Source organism: Natrarchaeobius versutus, from assembly GCF_041205745.1.
Taxonomy (GTDB): Archaea; Halobacteriota; Halobacteria; order Halobacteriales; family Natrialbaceae; genus Natrarchaeobius; species Natrarchaeobius versutus.
In genome coordinates, this window is record NZ_JBGFCC010000002.1 from 288,264 (window position 1) to 308,964 (window position 20,701).

At 64.1% G+C, this 20,701-nt stretch carries 20 protein-coding genes; 8 read left to right on the top strand and 12 right to left on the bottom strand.

Annotated elements, in window-relative coordinates; genetic code table 11:
* Window positions 1-41: 41 nt before the first annotated feature.
* The 3 genes from AB7C87_RS06760 to pan2 all read right to left on the bottom strand — a co-directional run bounded on the left by AB7C87_RS06760 (window position 42) and on the right by pan2 (window position 3,757).
* Window positions 42-1,850 (bottom strand): S9 family peptidase, encoded by a 1,809-nt coding sequence (locus AB7C87_RS06760; protein WP_369728665.1) that lies wholly within the window; start codon window positions 1,848-1,850, stop codon window positions 42-44.
* A gap of 59 nt (window positions 1,851-1,909) precedes the next feature.
* Window positions 1,910-2,329: a VOC family protein gene (locus AB7C87_RS06765; RefSeq protein WP_369728666.1), complete on the bottom strand. Its 420-nt coding sequence runs from the start codon at window positions 2,327-2,329 to the stop codon at window positions 1,910-1,912.
* A gap of 195 nt (window positions 2,330-2,524) precedes the next feature.
* Window positions 2,525-3,757 (bottom strand): proteasome-activating nucleotidase Pan2, encoded by a 1,233-nt coding sequence (gene pan2 / locus AB7C87_RS06770; RefSeq protein ID WP_369728667.1) that lies wholly within the window; start codon window positions 3,755-3,757, stop codon window positions 2,525-2,527.
* Between the two features lie 533 nt (window positions 3,758-4,290).
* Here pan2 and AB7C87_RS06775 point away from each other — a divergent pair.
* Both AB7C87_RS06775 and AB7C87_RS06780 read left to right on the top strand, forming a co-directional pair.
* Window positions 4,291-4,905 (top strand): hypothetical protein, encoded by a 615-nt coding sequence (locus AB7C87_RS06775; RefSeq protein ID WP_369728668.1) that lies wholly within the window; start codon window positions 4,291-4,293, stop codon window positions 4,903-4,905.
* A gap of 163 nt (window positions 4,906-5,068) precedes the next feature.
* Window positions 5,069-6,013 carry a halocin C8-like domain-containing protein gene (locus AB7C87_RS06780; RefSeq protein ID WP_369728669.1) on the top strand — a complete coding sequence of 315 codons (945 nt, stop codon included), beginning with the start codon at window positions 5,069-5,071 and terminating at the stop codon, window positions 6,011-6,013.
* A gap of 216 nt (window positions 6,014-6,229) precedes the next feature.
* Here the strand turns inward: AB7C87_RS06780 and pepF are convergent, their stop codons facing one another.
* The 6 genes from pepF to AB7C87_RS06810 all read right to left on the bottom strand — a co-directional run bounded on the left by pepF (window position 6,230) and on the right by AB7C87_RS06810 (window position 12,863).
* Complete coding sequence (gene pepF, locus AB7C87_RS06785) at window positions 6,230-8,023, bottom strand: oligoendopeptidase F (protein ID WP_369728670.1); 1,794 nt, start codon at window positions 8,021-8,023, stop codon at window positions 6,230-6,232.
* A gap of 100 nt (window positions 8,024-8,123) precedes the next feature.
* Window positions 8,124-9,251 (bottom strand): NADH dehydrogenase subunit, encoded by a 1,128-nt coding sequence (locus tag AB7C87_RS06790; protein ID WP_369728671.1) that lies wholly within the window; start codon window positions 9,249-9,251, stop codon window positions 8,124-8,126.
* A gap of 148 nt (window positions 9,252-9,399) precedes the next feature.
* Window positions 9,400-9,645: a hypothetical protein gene (locus AB7C87_RS06795; RefSeq protein ID WP_369728672.1), complete on the bottom strand. Its 246-nt coding sequence runs from the start codon at window positions 9,643-9,645 to the stop codon at window positions 9,400-9,402.
* A 132-nt stretch (window positions 9,646-9,777) separates the two neighbouring features.
* On the bottom strand, window positions 9,778-10,641 hold the full coding sequence (gene truA / locus AB7C87_RS06800; RefSeq protein ID WP_369728673.1) for a tRNA pseudouridine(38-40) synthase TruA: 864 nt from the start codon (window positions 10,639-10,641) through the stop codon (window positions 9,778-9,780).
* Window positions 10,642-10,739: 98 nt separating this feature from the next.
* Window positions 10,740-12,158, bottom strand: a complete 1,419-nt coding sequence (locus tag AB7C87_RS06805) for a sulfatase family protein (protein ID WP_369728674.1) — start codon at window positions 12,156-12,158, stop codon at window positions 10,740-10,742.
* Window positions 12,159-12,305: 147 nt separating this feature from the next.
* Window positions 12,306-12,863, bottom strand: a complete 558-nt coding sequence (locus AB7C87_RS06810) for a universal stress protein (RefSeq protein WP_369728675.1) — start codon at window positions 12,861-12,863, stop codon at window positions 12,306-12,308.
* Between the two features lie 169 nt (window positions 12,864-13,032).
* Here AB7C87_RS06810 and AB7C87_RS06815 point away from each other — a divergent pair, with 169 nt between their 5' ends.
* The 4 genes from AB7C87_RS06815 to AB7C87_RS06830 all read left to right on the top strand — a co-directional run bounded on the left by AB7C87_RS06815 (window position 13,033) and on the right by AB7C87_RS06830 (window position 17,294).
* Complete coding sequence (locus AB7C87_RS06815; RefSeq protein WP_369728676.1) at window positions 13,033-14,568, top strand: sulfatase; 1,536 nt, start codon at window positions 13,033-13,035, stop codon at window positions 14,566-14,568.
* A 157-nt stretch (window positions 14,569-14,725) separates the two neighbouring features.
* Window positions 14,726-15,034, top strand: a complete 309-nt coding sequence (locus tag AB7C87_RS06820; RefSeq protein WP_369728677.1) for an Hsp20/alpha crystallin family protein — start codon at window positions 14,726-14,728, stop codon at window positions 15,032-15,034.
* A gap of 179 nt (window positions 15,035-15,213) precedes the next feature.
* Window positions 15,214-16,485, top strand: a complete 1,272-nt coding sequence (locus tag AB7C87_RS06825) for a hypothetical protein (RefSeq protein WP_369728678.1) — start codon at window positions 15,214-15,216, stop codon at window positions 16,483-16,485.
* Between the two features lie 50 nt (window positions 16,486-16,535).
* Window positions 16,536-17,294, top strand: a complete 759-nt coding sequence (locus AB7C87_RS06830; protein ID WP_369728679.1) for a preprotein translocase subunit SecD family protein — start codon at window positions 16,536-16,538, stop codon at window positions 17,292-17,294.
* Window positions 17,295-17,344: 50 nt separating this feature from the next.
* Here AB7C87_RS06830 and AB7C87_RS06835 read toward each other — a convergent pair whose 3' ends face one another.
* Window positions 17,345-17,848 carry a cupin domain-containing protein gene (locus tag AB7C87_RS06835; RefSeq protein ID WP_369728680.1) on the bottom strand — a complete coding sequence of 168 codons (504 nt, stop codon included), beginning with the start codon at window positions 17,846-17,848 and terminating at the stop codon, window positions 17,345-17,347.
* Between the two features lie 93 nt (window positions 17,849-17,941).
* Entirely contained in the window at window positions 17,942-18,328 is a 387-nt protein-coding gene (locus AB7C87_RS06840; RefSeq protein ID WP_369728681.1) for a DCC1-like thiol-disulfide oxidoreductase family protein, read from the bottom strand.
* Between the two features lie 147 nt (window positions 18,329-18,475).
* On the opposite strand from AB7C87_RS06840, the gene AB7C87_RS06845 reads away from it, so the two are divergent.
* On the top strand, window positions 18,476-18,646 hold the full coding sequence (locus AB7C87_RS06845) for an HVO_0758 family zinc finger protein (protein ID WP_369728682.1): 171 nt from the start codon (window positions 18,476-18,478) through the stop codon (window positions 18,644-18,646).
* Window positions 18,647-18,941: 295 nt separating this feature from the next.
* On the top strand, window positions 18,942-20,183 hold the full coding sequence (locus tag AB7C87_RS06850; RefSeq protein WP_369728683.1) for a hypothetical protein: 1,242 nt from the start codon (window positions 18,942-18,944) through the stop codon (window positions 20,181-20,183).
* A 14-nt stretch (window positions 20,184-20,197) separates the two neighbouring features.
* Here AB7C87_RS06850 and AB7C87_RS06855 read toward each other — a convergent pair whose 3' ends face one another.
* A complete protein-coding gene (locus tag AB7C87_RS06855) occupies window positions 20,198-20,590 on the bottom strand; it encodes a DUF8059 family membrane protein (RefSeq protein WP_369728684.1) in 393 nt (130 codons plus the stop codon).
* Window positions 20,591-20,701 lie beyond the last annotated feature (111 nt).

A 20,701-nucleotide genomic window follows, 5' to 3' on the forward strand; every position in this document is an offset into this window, starting at 1 on the left:
GTGATGAAATCATAATTCGTTCGAATCCAGGACGACGACCGCTACTCGACGTGCTCGTCCAGAAACGCGGTGATAATCGAGTACGCCTCGAGCAGGTTCTCCCGTTTCGTAAATCCGTGACCTTCGTCCTCGAATATCCGTTTTTCGACGGGAACCTCCTGCTCTGCGACCTTCTCGACGATCCGTTCTGCTTCGCTCGCGGGAACGCGAGGATCGTTTCTTCCGTGAAGCACAAGGAGAGGGGCTTCGATCCGCTCGACGTCGTGTATCGGACTGATCGACTCGAGGAACTCGGCGTCGTCCTCGAGCGACCCGTATTCGGACTCGCGGTGTTCGCGTCGCCACTCGCCAGTGTTCTCGAGGAACGTAATCAGATTCGCGATGCCGAACAGGTCCACTCCAGCAGCCCACAGTTCGGGATACTCGGTCATCGCGGCCAGTACGACGAACCCACCGTACGATCCGCCGAACGCGACGATCCGTCTCCGATCGACTTCCGGTTGATTCTGAAGCCAGTCAACGCCAGCTTTGACGTCCTCGATCGCGTCCACCCGGCGCTCGACGTCGTCGAGTTGCGAGTAGATCCGACCGTATCCGGACGACCCGCGGATATTTGGCTCGAAATACGCGTACCCTCGCTGTAAATAGTACTGTTTGATTCCGTTGAACCGTGGCCGGCGTTGACTTTCCGGTCCGCCGTGGATGTCGACGATCACTGGCATTTGCTCGGCCGTCGCGTCGGCCGGAACCGAGAAAAATGCTGGAACCTCGAGGCCGTCGAACGATTCGTAACGGATCAGTTCGGGTTCGACGAACGACTCTTTCGGAATGCCGGCGGTCGCGACGTCGGTCCAGCGATGGCTGGCACCGGTCGCGACTTCGAGTACGTAGATATTTTCGTTCTCGACGCTCCCGCTTACCGTTAACGCGACCGTCGAGCCGTCGTTGGCGAAACACGGGTTTCGATATACGCCCGACGGAAGCGCCGGGGTGGGAAACTCTCGCACAGTAAGATCGTCGACGAGTTCCCCCGTCGTTAACTTCGTGTAGCCGTCCACGTTGGTTCCGAAAACGACTCGACGACTGTTCGGCTCGAGATCGAAACACTCGATGTTCCACTCCCCACGTTCGACGACGGTCTCGACCGCCCCCGTAGCGACCTCGATTCGGGCGAGATACTTCGTATCGGAGCCCCTGTCCGTGGCACAGTAGAGTGATTCGCCTCCGGGTCCCCACCTGATGTCGTCGTATCGGACGCCGTCGGTGTGATCCGTGACCCGGAGACAGCGTCCGGACTCGACCTCGAGAACGAGAAGTTCCCTGTCGAAACTCGAGCGGTCCCGACAGATCGCGAGTCGGTTGTCGTCCGGACACCATCCGACCACTGAGAGCATTCCCTCGCCCTCGTAGACGAGCCTCGCGTCGTCACCGAACTCGTTTCGCTTCTGTACGTAGACGTCGAAACTCGAGTGGTCCCGTCTATTGGCTGTATACGCGAATCTCGAACCGTCGGAACTCCACGCCCCCCAGCGGTGAATTGAACCGGAGGCGTCAGTCAGCTGTGTCGTCCGGTGTCCGTCCCCGTCGATTCGGAACAGCTGGGTGTGTTCGTTACCGCCTTCGTCCATTCCAAATATCAACTCGTCTCTCGTGGGCGACCAGGCAGCGAAGCTGACCCGTTCGTCCGTGAAGGTGAGCTGTTGTGGCCAATCCCGCGGTCCGTCGATCCGATACAGTTGCCGCACCCCCGTCACATCCAGCAGAAAAGCGAGTCGACTTCCGTCTTGATCGATCGATGGCCCGTTTGCGCGACGGATGTTAGCGTACCGTTCGAAGTCGCCGACTGTCATAAAAATACGACCGTAAGTACAAACAAATATCTTCCGGAAATGGCTATTGGAGTTAGAGGTTAGCCTTCCTCAGGGCCGACGACTTCGACGACCACGTCGTCCGGCCCCTCGCAGTAGAGTGCGTAGTAGCCGCCTGCGTAGGGGTGGCGGTCCTCGTAGAGAACCGACGCGTCGTCGCGATTTCGGACGCCTTCCGTGATCGTATCCACCTGACTGCGTGAGGACGCGTGGAACGCGACGTGGTCCATCCCTGGGGCCCGTCGAACGAACGGCCGGTCCGGGTGATCCGATCGCTGGACCACGACGTACGTCGGCCCGTTGACCCAGGAGCGTCCGCCGTCGAACGAGTTCTTCGATTCGTAACCGAGTTCCGTCAACAACCAGTCCCAGAAGTCGATCGCGCTCTCGAGATCCGAGGCGGAAATCTCGAGGTGGTGAATCTCGCCTCCGTGATCGGGATCGGCGTGATCGTCGCTCATCGACGACAGTTGTTAGGAGAGCAACGTAAAATCGTCGACTATTCGGGCATAAGTGTCAGATATCGACTACGCGGGGGGGCCGAACGCGTACTCGAGAGCCATCGGTGCAACACGTTGGTCCGACGAAACACCCGACCGAGCGCGTACGGCGCCGGTCGACTCGAGAGCCCGACTCCCGGTTCCGATCGACGATACCTACTGGTAGAAGTAGCCGGCGGAGGAGACGACGTCGCTCGAGTCGTCGTTCTCGATCTTCTCGACGGCCTCGAGGAAGTCCTCGTAGTGGACCTCGTCGCGATCGTTGCGGATGGCGAACATGCCGGCCTCGGTCGCCAGACTCTCGATGTCGGCCCCGGAGTAGCCCTCGGTGTCGTCGGCGAGCGTCGCGAAGTCGATGTCGTCGCCGACGTTCATACCGCGGGTGTGGATTTCGAGGATCCGTTCGCGGCCCTCGCGGTCGGGTTCGGGGACTTCGATGAGGCGGTCGAATCGGCCCGGTCGCAAAATTGCGCGATCGAGCATGTCGAAGCGGTTCGTCGCGGCGATGATGCGAATCTCGCCGCGGGCCTCGAAGCCGTCCATCTCGCTCAACAGTTGCATCATCGTTCGCTGGACCTCGGCGTCGCCCGAGGTCTTCGACTCCGTTCGTGTGGTGGCGATGGCGTCGATTTCGTCGATGAAGATGATGGCGGGTTCGCGTTCGCGGGCCATCTCGAAGAGGTCGCGGACGAGCCGCGAGCCTTCGCCGATGAACTTGCGGACGAGTTCGGAGCCCGCCATCTTGATGAACGTCGCGTCGGTTTTGTTCGCGACGGCCTTCGCGAGCATCGTCTTCCCGGTCCCCGGTGGACCGTACAGCAAGACGCCGCTCGGTGGATCGATGCCGACCTCCTCGAAGAGTTCCGGCTGGGCGAGGGGCTGTTCGACGGCCTCGCGGACCTCACGAACCTGCTCGCCGATGCCGCCGATGTCCTCGTAGCCGACAGCGGGCTTCTCGGTGATCTCCATCGACTGGGCGCGCGCGTCGGTCTCCGCCTCGAGGATCGTCTGGATCGCAAAGGAGTCGTTGACGGCCACGCGGTCACCGGCGGAAACCCGGTCGGCGAGACGCGGCGAGAGCTCGGTGAGCACCTCCTGGTTGTTTCCGTGCTGTTTTACGATGACTTCCTCGTCATCGAGGACGTCCTCGACGGTCGCGATGTACAGCGACGAGCTCTTGAGTGTCTCGTTCTCGCGTTCGACGCGGTCGACCTGTTCGCGCAGGCGCTCGCGGCGCTCCTCGGCCTCGTCGAGTTGACCCGAAAGCTGGTCGTTGACTTCCACGAGGTCCTCGTAGTGACCGCTGAGCGCCTCGAGTCGCTCGTCGTCGGGGAGATCGGGGTCGATATCGCGATGGGGTCGGTCGGGGAGAGACGGGCTTCGAGACATCCTGACGTGCACCGATAAGTTCCCGGTGATAAATGTGCCTTTGGGTCGCGGGTGGTTCTTGCAGTGGGACAGCCCGTCGACGACCGCGGACCGTGGTGGTCCATCGTCGTCGTTTTGCGTCGATGCACCCCACACGCGAACTGTGGCCCGAACGAGTCGTGCTGGCCGCTCGAGTGCGAGCGGGGGAATCGTTTCAGTTGTTACTGTATACTGCCGGACAGAAGTCAGTGAGAAGTCGGTCGCGAACTCGCGGCCGTCCCCACGGGTGACGGCCGCAGTAGAGCGACCGATCTTCAAATATAGTAACAACTGAAACGATTTACACACTGATCGCACAGCTGTCGTGCGATCAGGTGTGCATTGACTTTCAGTGGCTACTATCGTTCTGTCCGGCAGTATATCTATCCGATCACCTCGAACGCGCTCGCGCCGACGCTGTCGATTCGAACCGCTGGACTCCGGCGGGTACGATCCGCTCAAACACTTCGATACCAACGGTAATTTTAATAGGAGGACCGCGGTATTTCCGAGAAATGTTCGAGAAATACTTTTCAACCCTCGCTCGTGAAGTGGGCCATCTGGTCCTTCTCGGTGTGTTGCTGTATTTGATTCTCGACGTCGGGAGCGACGCAACAGTCGCGATACTCGGCTTCGTCGTTCTCGTGAGGGCCGTGTGGCTCTTACCGTCCACGGATCGTCTGACCTCTCGGACGGTGTCGGTCGTGGTCCTCCTTGGCGTCATTGTCGTCGGGACCGCCGTAACCGTATTGTACTGGACGGACGTCGGATGGCTCGTCCCGCTTCTCGTGTTGATCGCATTGTGGCTCCTTCTCGACGTACTCGTCGGAACCACGGGAGAGCCCCCTCAGGATCGGTTGCCCGAGGACGACAGAATACAGGCGGCGCTCCTCTATGAACTCCGAGATGCACTCAGAAACGCCGACTCGCCCCAGACGGACGAGGCGCTCGCGGCCGAACTGGGTGTCGACCGGGCGCGCGTCCACGATGCCCTTACGACACTCGAGGAAGACGACTTCGTCGTCTCGAACGCCGAAGGGTACGCTCTCGAAGAGAACCGTCTCGGACTCGTATATTGGGTTCGGCGGGCCGTCCGCCGATTGCTGAAACCGTTTCGATCGATCGGATGACGGTGTTCGGTGTTCTGAGACCGTATGGCGCTCGCTCGGCGGGACGATTGTGACTTCGATCCTCGACGTCGGAGAATAAAAGTAGACCTCTTCGAGAACGAATAATGAAATATGGTTACAAAATAAAGATATAAGTGTATGATTATAATTATTGGATATTTCCATGTCGGGAGGGAATCCAGATGGCGATTCAGAAGAAACGTCAGCGAATCGGCGAGCGATTTTGAAAGCGGTCGGCGCCACCGGTGTCGCTGGAATCGGGACAGGAATGCTGGGCACTGCGGGTGCAACAGAGCCCGACGATCTGCTCACCGGCTCGGAGGTCCGCCAGTACACCGCAGCCAGTCGTCGATCGGATGAATCGCGGAAACTCTACCGGAACCTCTCCGAGAAAGGGTTCAATCGAGCGATGCAGGACGCGGTCGCGATCCCCGTCTCGGCTGGCGACCTCTCCCTCGAGGAGAGAGCGGAAGTGGCCATCGATACCGAGGAGTTCGAGCAACTCGATCCGGTGAGTCTGTTCGTTCCGTTTCACAGTGAAGACGAAGAGGAGATAGCGCTACTCAACGCGCTGATCGTCGAATCCGAGGACGGGAATGGGAGACACGTCCCCGTCGCCGCGTGGGCGTTCGTCGTCAGCGGCGAACAGAACGAGGCAACCGGGGAGATCGACTTTACCGTCGACGTCGTTGCGTTCGAAGAGTCCGACGCTGAGGTCGCGACGACCGACGCTGGAACGGCCGACACTGAGACGACCGACGCTGGAACGGCCGACTCGAGCCGGGACGTCGAGAGCATCGACGAATTTACCGTCTCTCGGTCCATGTCGGAACTCGAGGGCGAATCGGAGGTCGGTACGCAATCGTTGCCGAGCGTGCCAGGGGTCATTAGCGCTGGGCTATGCATCGCGGTCGTGTCGGAGGTCTGTGACCGGTACGGAGATCAGGTTCAACGTTCGGCGTGTGCACGGATCTGTCTACGGACCGCAAACCCGATCGCCGCCGGTGGCTGTGCCGCGTTCTGTCTGGCTGTCGTCGAGGTGATCGATCGATACGGGTGCCAGCGAAGCGGTGACTTCCTCTGTGCCGCACTCGGGTTCTCCGTCTGAGCCATCGCCGTTCGAGAATTTTTGAACGAGAGCCGCGGGACTCCGTCTGGATATTGGATCCCACTATACGATCGACCAGGTACCGATCGGTCGTTACCCGGTTGTTCGAAACTGCTATAGTAGCCACTGCACGGCATTGCGCACCTGAGCGCCGGACGGATCGGCGATCGGTATGCAAACCGTTGCAGTTGTTACAATAGAGACGGTGATCGTGCTCTACTCGAGTAACTCGGTTAACTCCTCGAGTCGATCGCCGTAAGTCGCCAGTGCTCGATCGATCGGTTCCGAGGAACTCATGTCGACGCCAGCGGTCCGCAACAGTTCGAGGGGGTACTCGCGTGAGCCCTGCCGGAGGAACGTTCGGTAGTCCGCGGCGGCGGACTCTCCGTCTTCGAGGATGCGATCGACGACGGCGAGCGCGGCGGAGATGCCGGTCGAGTACTGGTAGACGTAAAAGGCCCGATAGAAGTGGGGGATGCGCATCCACTCGCGGGCGATGCGGTCGTCGACGACGGCGGGCTCGTAGTACTCCTCCTTGAGACCGCGGTAGAGTTCGTCCAGCCTGTCCGCGGTGAGCGGTTCGCCGGCCTCCTCGAGTTCGTGACTGCGGTGTTCGAACTCGGCGAACAGCGTCTGGCGGTAGAGCGTCGACCTGACGCGCTCTAGGAACTCGTTGAGGACGTGTCTCTTGAGTTCGGGGTCGTCGACGGTCTCGAGGAGGTGATTCGTCAACAGCGCCTCGTTGACCGTGCTCGCGACCTCGGCGACGAAGATTTCGTAGCCCGAGTAGACGTAGGGCTGTTCTTCTTTCGTCAGTTCGGAGTGCATCGAGTGGCCGAGTTCGTGGGCGAGCGTGTACATCGAGGAGACGTCGTCCTGGTAGTTCATCAGGATAAACGGCTGGGTGTCGTACGTCCCGCTGGAGTAGGCCCCCGACTGTTTGCCCTCGTTCTCGTAGACGTCGACCCAGCGCGATTCGAGTCCCTCCGCGACGCGGGATTGGTACTCCTCGCCGAGCGGTTCGAGCGAGTCGACGACGTACTCGGTGGCCTGTTCGTACTCGAGGTCGGGGCCCTCGTCGCCGGTCAGCGGCATGTAGAGGTCCCACATTCGAAGTTCGTCAACCTCGAGCGCCTCGCGTTTGAGTTCGGTGTGGCGGTGGAGCTTCTCGAGGTTGTCGTGGACGGTGTCGACGAGCGTATCGTAGACTTCGACGGGGACGTTCGGCCCGTCGAGGGCGGCCTCGCGTGCCGTATCGTAGTTGCGTGCTCGAGCGGTCTTGACGTCCGCTTTGACGCTGTTCTTGTAGGCCGCGGCGACCGTGTTCCGCATCGATCCCCACTCGTCGAAGTACGACTCGTAAACGCGCCGGCGCAGGTCTCTGTCGGGTCGTTTCAGTAAGTTCGTGAAGTTACTCTGGGTGATCTCGACGACCTCTCCGTCGGGGTCTTCGACCGCGGGGAAGGACATGTCCGCGTTCGAGAGCATGTTGTACACTTCGCCCGTCGCACCGGTGACTTCCCCGAGTTCGGCCAGCAACTCCTCGACTTCGGCAGAGCGGGTGTGGGGTTTCATCCGGAGCACGTCGTCGACGTAGTGGTCGTACGTCTCGAGGTCCGACTCCGCTTCGATCATCTCCTCGAACTCCTCGTGGGTCAGCTCCTGGATCTCGGGATCGATAAACGACGCCGCGGAGGAGGCGTCGGCCGCCAGCGACTGCGATCGGGCAGTCAGCGCCTGGTATTGCTGGTTCGTGGTGTCCTCGTCTCGGCGCATCCGGGCGTAGGCGGCGACGGTCGATACCTCTCGCATGATCTCGTCGCGGAGTTCGAGCACCGAGTGGAGGGTCCCCGCGTCCTCGGCGACTCGCCCTTCGTAGCTCTCGAGTTCGTCGATCCGGTCGGCGACGCTCTCGTAGGCGCCCTCCCAGTCGTCGTCGGTCGCGTAGATGCTCTCGAGGTCCCAGGTATATTCCTCGTCGACCTCGGAGCGATCGGGAACGGAACTCATGGGCGCCGCTTCGGAGCGAAGGTGGTAAAGAGTGTCGAACGGGTTCGTGACGCGGACGGCCATCAGTCACAGCACACGAGAAATCGTGTCGAGGACGCCGTCAGAAGCGGTCGCCGGCTTCGATCTCGACGGCCGTCTCGTCGACAGCGGTTACGGTCCCGTCGATCGATGCGTGCTGTGGGATGCTGATTCCCTCGGGCACCGACGCCGCGACGACCTGTCCCGTCTCGACCCGATCACCGGGGTCAACGACGGGCTCGGCTCGGCGGACGGTCTCTTCGAAGGCCGGGTTCGTGATGAGCGGAATCCGAACGCGAGCGGGCTCGAGCGTCGCCGTCGGCTCGGTCTCGAGATCACCATCGCCCCACGCACGCGACTCGAGGACGTCGATTCGGCCGTCCCCGAGCGTGTTGTCCTCGACCGTCGACTCCTCGAGGACGAGCAGGCCGTTCGTCGCCTTCGTCACCCCGAACTCCCGCGGCGGGGAGTCTACCGCGAAACACCAGCCGGGGCCACCCGAGGCGACGACGGCGTCCGACGGCAGTGACTCCGGTGGGACTCCCGCCGCCTCGAGCAGTGTGTTCGCGGGGGTCCCGATCGGCGCCTCGAGAAACCGGTGGCGGGGGACGTTCCCGTCGACGTGGACGTAGGTGGACGTGACCGGCCGTGCCTCTCGGAACGCCTGCGAGACGTTGTAGATCGTCTCGGTGTTCTGGACGAGCCAGCCGTGGTCCGCGGGGAGGTCGCTCCCGATCACGGTGTCGGCGACGACGTTCAACAGGACGCTCTCCATTCCGTACTGGTAGGTCGGATCGGTGTACGCGAACACGACGCCTGACTCTGATTCGACCTCGAGTGGCAACTCCTCGGGCGCGCGGATCGTTCCGCCGGTCTCGGCCTCGAGAGAGCGCAGGTACGCCTCGCGGTCGGTCCGCTTTGCGCTCACGACGATCACGTCGAAAACGTCCTCGAGCAGGCGGTCGAACAGTTCGGCGAACTCCCGGGCGCGGGTCTTCCCCAGCCACTTGTCGACGACGTAGTTCGGCTCGCTCTCCTGGTGGTTGACGAGGAGATACTCCGTCGAATCCGCCCGTTCCCACTTCGCGTGGGTGGGAAATCCGGCGCCGCCGGCGCCCGCGATGCCGGCATCGCGAATCCGCTCGACTTCGTCGGCGAGGTCGTCCGGCCACCGGGGCGCGTCGTCGGGTCGCACTACCTGTTCGTGCATAACGTTCGAACGTCGGTGGCGACCATTTCTCCGCGTTCTGCCCCACGAATGAGGGTATTTTATTACGGATGTCGTGCGTTATCCCGTCTCAACCGGACGATCGGAGAGTTGGGCCAGCCGCGAAAATTAGTCCGTTCGCCGACTCGAGTCAGCCGCGCACCTCCGCATCGACCGCGGTTCGGACGACGCGAGCCACGCCGAGTATCGCGAGGAACGTCCCGGCGAAGACGATTACGGCAAAGAGAAAGACGCCCATCAGGACCGGTGCGGCGTCGGGGTGTGAGAGCAAGTGCGTGAGTACGAACCGGTAGCTCAGGTAGACGACGAGGATCCCACCCGCGATGCGAATCGAGGCACGCCAGTAGGCACCGTACTCTTCCGGCGACAGTTCCATGCGCCGAGGTGTGTTCCGGGTGGTAAAAAACGCTCGTACACGAGGCGCTCGAGTGTTCGTGCGGAGACCACTCGAGGGAGAGAGAGACCGCCCCGAGTCGACCTCTCTCCGTCGGTCCCAGCCGAGTGTCGATCACCGAACGCCGTCGGCGACGTGGCGGGCGACTCGAGCGCCGGTTTTCCGTTCGACCGACCGCGAGTCGAAGACGGCTCGAGCGCTCTCGGCCGCCTGGGAATCGATCTCGAACGAGAGCGCTGGGTACGCGACGTCGGTCAACACGAGCGGCTCCGGCGGCGCGGGGGCGATTCCCTCGTGACCGGGCAACGGGTCGGGCGCGAGCGCCCGGTCGATCTTCTCGAGGGACGTCTCGCCCGTTCCGACCGCTCGTGCGAGCGAGACCAGCCGCCGAACCAGTTCGCGGGCGAAGCCGTCGGCGACGACGGTGACGACGAGGTAGTCTCCGTCACGACTCGCCTCGAGCGTCGGCGAGCGCTCGGTGTTATCGTCGTCCAGCGTGAGGTTGTGAAAGTCGTGAGCGCCGGAGAGCGCCGTACAGGCGGCCGCGAATCGCTCGTCTTCGACGGCCCGTTCGCGCGCGAGCCCGCCCGATTCGGCGTCGTTCCGGTCCGCCCTCGAGCCGGCGGCGGGCGCGTACAAATGGTACGTGTACTCCCGGCGGGTCGCATGGTGGGTCGCGTGGAATCCGTCGGGGGCGTCCGCGACGGCCCACGCCCGGACGTCGGCCGGGAGTTCGGCGTTCACCGCTCGCGGGGTGAGCCAGTCCGGCGCCTCGAGGGCGACGGTCTGGGCGAGCGCGGAGACGCCGGCGTCGGTGCGCCCGGCCGCGGCGTACCTCGTCGGCTTTTCCTCGTCGTCCTCGAGAACCGAGAGCGCACGGAGTGCGTCGAAGATGGCGTCCTCGACGGTCGGAACCTCCGGCTGGCGTTGGTATCCGTAGTAGTCGGTGCCGTCGTAGGCGATCCGGAACGCGCGCATCGGTACCACCGACGGCGGCGGTCGAGTTAGGGTCGTCGACCTGACCCGGGTCGACTATCGGCGGTCGAGTGAGGGTCATCGACCGCGTCCGCGTTCAGCTACCGACGGTCGTCGCCCATCTCGAGGTGGATCTCCTCCCAGTCGCTCGGCAAGACGGGCCCTTCGAGCAACGGATCGTTCGTCTCGTGCATCCACTCGAGCAACTCGTCGCGAAGCCGGTCGCGAACGGATTCGTGGTCCGTCTCGTCGGCTGGAGCGCTGTCGGCGACGTCGGCGCGCTCCGTTCCGTGGGTCGCCTCGCCGTCGAGGAGGTTCCGCCGCTCGAGGGGGTCGGCCTCCAGGTCGTACAGCTCTTCGTACGGTCGTTGTCTGCCGTAGTAGTCCTCGCGCACCGCTTTGCCAGCCTCGCTACAGTAGATGTCCGTCGTGAGGTAGACCTCCGGAAGGTGCCAGAAATTCCGGACGTACTTCCAACGGTCGGTGCGGATCGCCCGTACCGGGTTGTACCGATCGTGCCAGGTCATCCCGGCGAAGATTCGGTCTCGAGGGTCGTACTCCGTCCCGCCGAGGTCGTCGTCGAGAAGCGACGCGAAACTTCGGCCGGCGATCCGACCGTCGTCGGGACTCGGCGCGTCGGCGAACGCGAGCAGGGTCGAGAAGACGTCGACGTTGCTCACGAGGTCGTCGACGACCCGGCCGGCCTCGAGTCGGTCCGGATACCGCATTAGCAAGGCGGCCTCGATACCGGGGTCGAAACAACAGCCCTTGGCGCGGGGCATCGCCAGTCCGTGTTCGGTCGTGAAGACGACGAGCGTCTCGTCGTCGACTCCCGCCGCCTCGAGGGCGGACAGTATCGTCCCGACGCCGTCGTCGAGGGCGCCGAGCATGCCTTCGAGCCCCGCAATATCGGCCCGAATTCCGGGCTCGTCCGGCAAGAACTCGAGCGGGTCGACCTCGTCCGGGTCGGGCGCGTCGTACCGGTCGGCCTCGAACCCGAAGCCGCCGTCTTCCTCGACGCGGTGGAGTTCGAAGAAGCCGACCGACGCGAAAAACGGCGGCTCGTACTCGCCGTTCTCGAGGACGCTCGAGACGCGTTCCGCGACGTTTTGTGCACGAGCGGTTTCGTGGACTGCGGGCTGTGCACTCTCCGTGAGTGGCGTTTCGGCGTGTCGCTCGTCGTAGCCGAGGCGACCGGGATACTCGGTGACGTGCTGGAGGCCGAACAGGTGAGTCTCGTAGCCCGCCTCGCCCAGCAACTCCGGGAGGAGCCGTTCGTCGGGGTGAATCTCCCAGTCCCCGTGAGCCAGCCCGAGCATGCCGTTCTGGTGGGGATGTCGCCCGGTGAACAGACTCGAGCGACTCGGCGAACACTGCGGGGCGGTGACGAAGTGGCGATCGAACCTGACGCCCTCCTCGGCGAGTCGGTCGATGTTGGGGGTGTCGACTGACCGCCCGTAACAGCCCAGGTACGTCCCGAGGTCGTGACAGTGGATAAGGACGACGTTCGGTCGAGTCATAGGCGGTGTACGACGACGCCGCGAGTAAGGGTTCGGACGGTCACAAATCGGTGACTCTCTCGAGCAGTGATACAGAACTGGTCGTCCCCCACGAGGTGCTATCGAAGACTGGCCGGGAGTGTACGGACCCGGTCGCCAGTGGCCGGCTCAGCGGATCGGTTGTTGAGTCGGTCGATCGGACGGCGGGACGGTGAGGACGGGGATCGACGCCGACCGGCGAAGTCGCTCCGCGACGCCGCAGGGAGAGAGAAATCGCTCGAGGCCGGTTTTGTCGTTGTCGCCGACGACGACGAGGTCGACGCCGTTACCCTCGGCGTAGCGTTCGATCTCGGTGGCTGGCTCGCCGTATCGGATCGACTTGGTGACGTCGACGTGGTCGGTCGTGCCGAGTTCGCCGACCGCATCCAGGACCGATTCGGCTTCGTCTTCGCGCCGCTCGACGACCACGTCCCAGTGGTCGACGGACGCGCTCATTCGAACGATCGAGAGCGCATCGAGGCGCGCGCCGTGTTCGGCCGCCAGTGAGCCGGCGACCTCGAGGACCGCACGATCCGTTTCGTCCGCGACCGCGGCGAGGATTCGGTCGAAGAGCCCTTCCTCGCCGCGTTTAGGTGTTGGCTCGCTCGCGCGGGCGCTCCCGGGTGACTTCTGTTCGTCTGCAGGGGATCGATCACCGTTCGGGTTCGATCGTGGCGTACTCGTCATACACTCGCGTACGCCTCGATCGAAGATAGACCTGCCCAGAAAATCACGCAAATCGTGCAATAGTTTCAGCCCGAGAAACGTACTCGTCGGCTGACGGTCACAGCTACCCTAAACTCCCTGCATCCTCCGGGCTGAGGACCTTCCGCGAGTGAAGCGGAGTTTCGTTCCCATGAGCGAATCCAGCGGACGTGATTCTGAGTCACACGAAACCGTCCGGAACGTCGTTCTCGTTGTTCTCGATACCGCGCGGGCACGAAGCGTCGACGTCACCGGCGACCCGGCAACTCGAGACGGAACGCGTTCCGGCACCGACCGACCGACGACGCCGACGATGAACCGACTCGCGGCGGAGGGAACCACGTTCGAGCGCGCGTACTCGACCGCACCGTGGACGTTGCCGTCCCACGCCTCGATGTTCACGGGAACGTACTCGTCCGAACACGGGGCTCACGGCGGGCACACGTATCTCGACGACGATCTCCGGACGTTCCCCGAGGCGTTCGCCGACGGCGGCTTTCGGACGATCGGCGTCTCGAACAACACCTGGATTACCGAGGAGTTCGGTTTCGACCGCGGGTTCGACGACCTCCGGAAGGGGTGGCAGTACATCCAGTCCAACGCCGACATGGGCGCGGTCGTCCGCGGTGAAGACACGCGCGAAAAACTCGTGGCGACCAGAAATCGCCTCTTCGACGGCAACCCGTTCGTCAACGCGGCGAACATCCTCTACAGCGAGGTTCTCCAGCCCGCGGGCGATGACGGCGCCGACCGGTCGACGACCTGGATCAGAAACTGGCTGGCAAACCGCGAACGCGACGAGCCGTTTTTCCTGTTCTGTAACTTCATCGAGCCCCACGTCGAGTACGACCCGCCTCGCGAGTACGCCCAACGGTATCTCCCCGAGGACGCGAGCTACGAAGAAGCGACGGCGATCCGTCAGGACCCGCGGGCCTACGACTGTGAGGACTACCACATCACGGACCGAGAGTTCGCCATGCTCCGCGGACTCTACCGCGCCGAACTCGCATACGTCGACGACCAGCTCGCCGAACTCCGGGGTGCACTCGAGGACGCCGGCGAGTGGGAGGACACTCTGTTCGTCGTCTGTGGCGACCACGGCGAACACATCGGGGAACACGGCTTCTTCGGCCACCAGTACAACCTCTACGACACGTTGATCCACGTCCCGCTGGTCGTCCGTGGCGGGCCGTTCACCGGAGGGAAACGACGAACTGACCTCGTCCAGTTGCTCGACCTGCCGGCAACCCTGCTCGAGGCCGTCGGGATCGACGATCCGGCGCTTGGAAGGCAGTGGTCCTCGCGGTCGTTTCTTCCCGGTTCAGACGACGAGCCCCGCGACGCTGTCTTCGCCGAGTACGTCGCTCCCCAGCCGTCGATCGAGCGACTCGAGGCCAGGTTTGGCGAGATCCCCGACCGCGTTCGCGCGTTCGACCGCCGGCTTCGGGCGATCCGGACGACCGAGTACAAGTACGTCTACGGCGACGACGGCTTCGAACGGCTCCATCACGTCCCGACCGACCCGTTCGAGCAAACCGACGTCTCGAGCGACGAACCTGAGCGAGCGCGTGCGCTTCGCCAGCGCCTCGAGGACCGGTTCGGCTCGCTCGAGTCGGCGACCACGGACGGGTCGGTCTCGATGCGCGAGGGGACCAAAGAGCGACTGGCGGACCTCGGTTACCTCTGAGACGGATTGCTGTCACGATTTGCCGGTGCAACCGCCGCCTGGGTCGCGGTTGGTCCCGGAATAACGTACGGTGAACCGTATGGAGCGGACGCACCCATCATCAACCGTGAACGTGTACAGGACGAACGGTTTCCGCCGTCGTTCGAAACGTCGGTTCGTGCCCTACGCCCCCTCCATCGAGACGGACCCCTTCCGGACTCGAGTCGTCTACGACCGCTCGGCCGAGCGGCTCCGGATTGCCGTCGACGCGTTCGCCGACGACGCCGACGTCTCGGTCGCGGCTGACTCGAGTCGCGTTCGGATCCGCCTCGAGCGCGCCGGTGGCGTCTACGATCGAACGATCCCCTCACCATCCCACCGGCGGTTCACCGACGACCGCGAGGCCGTCTTCAACAACGGCGTCCTCACCGTCACGCTCGAGACGGCTCCGCGGCCGTTCTCGCAGGCGGTCCAGGCCAGGCGGTGATAACACCGACCGGCAGCGGCGACGATGCTCGAGGCGCGCGTTCGCCTGCAGTACGCTTTTGCTCGGCGGTCCGATACCGCCCCCGTCGACCGACTCGTTTCCGGCTTCCGACCGTTCGGGCGCTCGCGCCCGTTCGGCACTCCGTCGGCCCGGCCGGACGACCGTCGACCTCGCCCACAATGTCCACCCACGAGGCCCGATTCGACGGTGACGGGTTCGTCTCCTTCTTCCGTGGTTACACGAAGACGTGGATCCACACCGTCGCGGCGGCTGGACTGACCGCGTTCGGAACACTGACGGTCCTCAATCGCTGGTTCGCCGTCCTCGCGATCGCCACCTACGTCGTCCCGCCGATTGCGCTCTATCTCTCCGGCCCGCGAGACGCAGTTCGCCGGCGGACCGACCACGCCACCGACGGCGCTGACGCCCCCTCGAGATCAACGAGCCGTCGGTCCGACCAAACGGCGGCCGACGCCGATGGCTCGAGAGCCCAGACCGACGAACCGGCATCGACGGCCGACGTCGATGGCGACGGCGACCCCCCAACGGAGTCTCAGGAAGGCCGCTGGGAAACGGTCGATTTCCCCACGTCGGCGACGCTTCTCGACGTCGTCGTCACCGCGACCGGCGACGCGTACGCGGTCGGCGAGGGTGGCGCCGTCGTTACCGACCGCGGTGAAGCGTGGGAACTCCTCCTCGAGGACGGACCGGCCGCAGGCGGGAACGACCTCCGGGGCGTCGACGCGGCCGACGACGGCGCGGCGGTCTGGATAGCCGGCGACAGCGGTGCGCTGGCCCGCATCGACGTCGACTCGAGGCGCCACACCGACTACACGGCGCCTCGCGACGTCACCGACAACTGGCTCGGCGTCGCGGTCGGCGGCGCGGCCGGCGACGAGACGATCCTCCTGATCACCGGCTCCGGCACGGTCGTCCGCGGCCGGTATCGCGGCGACGACCTCGCCTGGGACGACCCCGTCAAACCGGGAAGCGGCTCGAGTCTGAGCGGCGTCTCGCTCGTCGATTCGTCGGTCGGCCACTGCTGTGACACCAACGACGGCGTCTTCGAGACGGCCGACGGCGGTCGATCGTTCGACAGGATCGGTCTCGAGGGCGCGGACGGAACGCTCGAGGGCGTCGCGGTGAGTGACGGCGGCCCGCTGGTGAGCGCCGACGACGGCGTCGTCCACCGCTACGACGGGTCGACGTGGACGCCCGAACGCGTCGCCGAGACGGCGCTCCCGGGAATCGCGGTCGGCGCCGATCGCGTCGTCGTCTGTGGCGCCGACGGATCGATACACGAGCGAGCGATCGACTCGACGCGGTGGGAGCGGATCGAGACGGCCGCTGACGGTCTGTTGGCGGTCTCGAGCGGTCCCGAACGGTCGATCGCCGTCGGCGAAGATGGGATCGTTCTCGAGCGGACCCGGCCACCGGGCGGCGATTTCTGACCCGGCGACGACTCCCAGGGGTTTACGTGAGACGACACGAACGGTCGAACATGGTCCCACGCAGACATGTACTCGCCGGCTGTGGCGCCGCCATCGCAGCGACGGCGGGCTGTCTCGGCGACGAGATGGACAATCCACCAAGCAACGGTGCGGACTCGGCGACGGCTGATGACGCGAACGCGGCGACGGCCGACGGCGACAATCCACCAGCGGGTGACGACGAAGCAGACGCCGAGGAGCCGACGGTCGACGACGCCGGTGACGACGCGGCCGATCGCTCGGACGAAGCGGAACCGTCGCCCGACAATCCCGACGCGGCGCTCGTCACCATCCTCCGAAGAGACGAAAACGGTGAGAACGACGACCCGGAACACGACGATACCGGCCGTGACGACGTGGGTTCTGCTGACGACGATACTGGACGTGACGACCGGTCGGGGGACGACCTCGAGCGCGGTGACGACGGGCCGACGGACGACGAGGTCGTTCTCGTCACCCACGGGGACGTCACGAACGTCGGAGCCGTCGGCCGCGACGACCAACGAGGGAACTACTACCTCCCGATCCAGTTCTCAGACGACGGCACAACCAGGTTCACCGGCGGACTCGTGGCCGTCGACGCGTTCGAGGAACCCGAGGAACAGGAACTCGTCGTCTACGTCGACGGCGAGGTCCTCGGGACGTACGGCCTCGGTCAGAACCTCTCGAACGCGATACGCTCCGGCAGGTGGGATGGCAACTTTCGGATCGTCGCACTCGAGGAGGCCCCGCTGGTCGAACTCCGCGAGGACCTCGAGCCTTCGGCCTGAAACGAGAGAAGCGAGACGGCCGACGAAAGGGACGAAAGCGACACGGAGAGTCACTCGAGGGTCAGCGTGTCGCCACAGTCCGGACACTCGAAATCGACCCCGGCTTCCGACGAGATTCGCATGCTGTCCCGATCGCAGCCGGGACACTCGACGGTTCTGTCTCCGAGCGTCGGAATGCGGGCGACGCGGACGTCCTCGGTTTCACGCGGTGTGCCAAGCGCGAGCGCGACCAAGGGTTCGCTGCCATCGTTTCTACCGGACTGGAACTCGCCGGGTGCGAACCGGACTGCTTCGTCCGCGGTGACGACGAGTTCCCGGATACCCTCGTCTTTCGTTCGCAGTTCGAACGTCGCTTCCCCCTCGAGTACGACGAAAATCTCCTCCTGGTCGGCGTGTGCGTGGATCGAGCCGCTGAATCGTTCGCCAGGTGCCAGGACGTACCGCACGATTGCAACGCCGTCGGCACTCAGCGACTCGGTCAGGTCGCGGCGGTCGGTGTGGAGGGAGGGATCGTTCGGTTCCGGGTCGACGTCGTCGATCGAGACGCGCTCCATGGGGTGCCTTCGACGTGTCGGCCCAAAAGGGGTGACCGGCGCGAGCGCGACCCGTCCTGTGGTCGTGCCGGGAAACCGGTACCGCATGCCGTCTCAGGAGTCGTTCGACTCGCGCCTGGCCGGCGGCGTCGTCGAGACCACGCGTCCCAACAGGTCGCGGTTGTTCGCGGCCCACCGGTAGCCGTGCTCGCGCAGGCGTTCGTAGTCCTCGAAGTTCCGGGCGAACCCGACGACGTCGTCGAGCGGGTCGACGATCCCAGAGTGGGCGAGGACCTGTTCGATCGACGCGCCACAGGAGTAGACGTCTGTCTCGGTGAGGAAGTGCGAACAGGCCTCGTACTCCTCGGGCAACCGCTCGCGCAGTTCGGGCGTCAGGTCGGAGAAGCCGACGATCCGGACGTCCGTCCGATCGTCGAAGTACTCGGCCCACCAGGTACAGAAACCACAGTCGTCGTCGTAGACGAGCGTCGTCCGGGCCATACTCGAGTGAACGGGATCGAGATACAAACGTGTGGCTCCGACGGAGACGGTCGTGGTGACACGCTGGGACGGCCGGCGGCGGACGTCGATCCGAACTGGTTGGTTTCGGGAAATGTTTTTTGTCGTCGGGTGACCTATAACACGAGCGTGAAGTCCGTTAGAGAAGGACTCCGAGAGGGCGAACTGGAAAAGGACACCTACGACAGACTCGTCTGCGTAGAAAGCGGCAAGCAGTTGAAAACCAAAAACGACCCCGACTCGATCGAGACGCTCCGCATCTGCCCCGAAACGGGCCAGAAGTGGAAAGAGGTCCGGTGACTGGACGGCGTCGACGGGCTGAACGCGTGGGAACGCCCCTGGTTCTTTCTTGCGGGTAGCTATCAGGGAGACTCGAGACGACCGGGAACGGTTCGAGTCTCCTCCAACAAACGCCGATAGTGTCCCGTCTCAGCTCGGTACACGGTGACAGCGATTCGTCTCAGCCCGGTACACTGATAGAACCCCATCTCGGGCACCGTCTCGAGCCCGCACCGACTGCGCCGTCGGTTCTCGAGTGTGCACACCGGATCGTCACTGCCGGAACAGTATTGACGACGGTGTCCGATGGATTCCCATGGCCACTGCGACCGACTCGCTCTCGGAACCGCGAGTGCTCGCACACACCAAGCGTCGGCTGTTTCCCGACGACGGGGCGGAGTCGTCGTACGTCGTCGCGGACACGCAGTTCGCTCGAGACGAGTGGCTCCCCGGCCAGCCGATCGATCCGGCGATCCGGGATCGGCTCTCGCCGTTCAATCACGTCCGGATCGGCGGTGGGTATCCCGACCTCGTCGGGGTACGATCGCTCGAGTCCGATCTCCTCTCCGTCCCCAGACTCGGCGACGAACCGCCGTTGATCGCCGTCGAGGCGAAGGGGGAGACGAGCAGTGGGGTCGACACCCATCTGGGGATCGTCCAGGCCCACGGTCGGCTCGACGAGGCCAACGCCGCCTACGTCGCCGCGCCGGCAGGCGCTATCTCGGGGACCGACCGGACGCTCGCACGCGAATTGAACGTCGGCGTTCTCGGCGTCGACGCCGGCGGCGACGTCGAGGTGCTCGAGACGCCGCGGATCGTCGGCAACCGCTCGACGAGCGAGGCGACGGCGCTTCGGTTCCAGGCGGGAACACAGGGCGTCGCGGACGCCTCCTTCGGACTCAACCATCCCAAAAACTACCTCGGCTATCCGCTGGCTCACTACGCCGACGGCGACACCGGCGAGCTCCTCTCCGCGTACGACGTCGTCGGCGCGGTCGACGACGCCAGACGCGGCGCCGCGTTCCTCGGGCTGATCGAAGTCGGCCCCAGCGTCGAACTCACGTCGTTGGGCCACGAGGTCGTCCGCTACGCGCGGGCCCGCCACGGCTCCGTCGACGCCGCTCTCGAGGAGTTTTCGGGGTGGTACCGCTCGAGAACGCGGTTCGTCGATCTAGCGCCGGGTTGGGGGCAGTTGGCCCGTCGCGTCGTCTTCGCGTATCCCGCGACGGAACTGCTCGTAACCGAACTCCAGACGATGCACGACGACTGGCAACCCGAGCCGACGCTGGTCGACCTCCTCACGCACATGCACGAACTCCACCCGACGTTCACGGTGGAACTGTTCGTCCGCGGCGACGAGGCCGTCCGCCGGCGCGTGCTGACCGACGACGGAGCGCTTCGCCGATCCGTACTCGAGGACGGCTCGGTCTACCACTCGCCGACGGTGTTCCAGCTAAAAGCGATGCTGTATCACACCGGGATCCTCACCGAACGGGGGAGCGAGCCCCACCGACTCGAGCCGACCGAGGACGTGTGGGCGCTTCGAGAGCCGATTTGAGACCGGTAGCACGGTCACAGGACGGTACGGGTGTAGCCGACGGCGAACGCGAGTGCGACGAGCAACGTCACGATTCCGGCGAGCAGTTGGACCGGAGCGAGGATCACCAGTTCGTGGACCATGAGCGGATACAGCGTGAGCGGAACGCCCCACTGTCCGAACACCGTCAGCCCGACGATCAGCCCTCGCCGCCGCGAGAAGATATCGTCGAGAACCAGCGAGTACAGAAACACGACGAGCGAGAGGCCGAGAACGTGTATGTGTGTAACTCGCATCCAGTGTGGGACGCCGTCGTGTGCGGTCGAAATCATCGGATCGAGGGTGAACATCTGGTAGACGCCGATTCCCAACCCGAACGCGAATCCAAACAGCGCCGAAATCGTGAGTATCTCACTGTGTCGCGTCATCCGTGCCTGCACACAGATTCCATTCGGGCAATATAAATCGACCTATACCTACGTAGTGCGTTCTACGCATTCGATGCGCTCGAGGCACGCTGTGGGTTGTCCTCGATTGAC